The organism is Klebsiella sp. TF21-TM, from assembly GCF_019753495.1.
Taxonomy (GTDB): Bacteria; Pseudomonadota; Gammaproteobacteria; order Enterobacterales; family Enterobacteriaceae; genus Klebsiella; species Klebsiella quasipneumoniae.
The window spans coordinates 1-1,191 of record NZ_JAIJYL010000106.1 but is presented as its reverse complement, the minus strand read 5'-3'; the positions used below and the strand labels follow the sequence as shown (position 1 = coordinate 1,191).

Sequence of the window (1,191 nt, the reverse complement as noted above, 5' to 3'; positions counted from 1 at the left end):
GAATGGGTTCATGTGCAGCTCCATCAGCAAAAGGGGATGATAAGTTTATCACCACCGACTATTTGCAACAGTGCCCTCTGATGTTACATTGCACAAGATAAAAATATATCATCATGAACAATAAAACTGTCTGCTTACATAAACAGTAATACAAGGGGTGTTATGAGCCATATTCAACGGGAAACGTCTTGCTCGAGGCCGCGATTAAATTCCAACATGGATGCTGATTTATATGGGTATAAATGGGCTCGCGATAATGTCGGGCAATCAGGTGCGACAATCTATCGATTGTATGGGAAGCCCGATGCGCCAGAGTTGTTTCTGAAACATGGCAAAGGTAGCGTTGCCAATGATGTTACAGATGAGATGGTCAGACTAAACTGGCTGACGGAATTTATGCCTCTTCCGACCATCAAGCATTTTATCCGTACTCCTGATGATGCATGGTTACTCACCACTGCGATCCCCGGGAAAACAGCATTCCAGGTATTAGAAGAATATCCTGATTCAGGTGAAAATATTGTTGATGCGCTGGCAGTGTTCCTGCGCCGGTTGCATTCGATTCCTGTTTGTAATTGTCCTTTTAACAGCGATCGCGTATTTCGTCTCGCTCAGGCGCAATCACGAATGAATAACGGTTTGGTTGATGCGAGTGATTTTGATGACGAGCGTAATGGCTGGCCTGTTGAACAAGTCTGGAAAGAAATGCATAAGCTTTTGCCATTCTCACCGGATTCAGTCGTCACTCATGGTGATTTCTCACTTGATAACCTTATTTTTGACGAGGGGAAATTAATAGGTTGTATTGATGTTGGACGAGTCGGAATCGCAGACCGATACCAGGATCTTGCCATCCTATGGAACTGCCTCGGTGAGTTTTCTCCTTCATTACAGAAACGGCTTTTTCAAAAATATGGTATTGATAATCCTGATATGAATAAATTGCAGTTTCATTTGATGCTCGATGAGTTTTTCTAATCAGAATTGGTTAATTGGTTGTAACACTGGCAGAGCATTACGCTGACTTGACGGGACGGCGCTTCCCTACCCTCATGGCCGCCTCCCAGGAATCGACCCAGGTGCTTATCGTGGACATAATCCTTTACTCATAAATTGGCACTGTTGCAAAGTTAGCGATGAGGCAGCCTTTTGTCTTATTCAAAGGCCTTACATTTCAAAAACTCTGCTTAC

General features: G+C 43.7%; 1 protein-coding gene. It reads left to right on the top strand.

Features of this window, described 5'->3' with window-relative positions; genetic code table 11:
* Window positions 1–162: 162 nt before the first annotated feature.
* A complete protein-coding gene (locus K5R89_RS27105; protein ID WP_000018329.1) occupies window positions 163–978 on the top strand; it encodes an aminoglycoside O-phosphotransferase APH(3')-Ia in 816 nt (271 codons plus the stop codon).
* The last annotated feature ends 213 nt before the right edge of the window (window positions 979–1,191 follow it).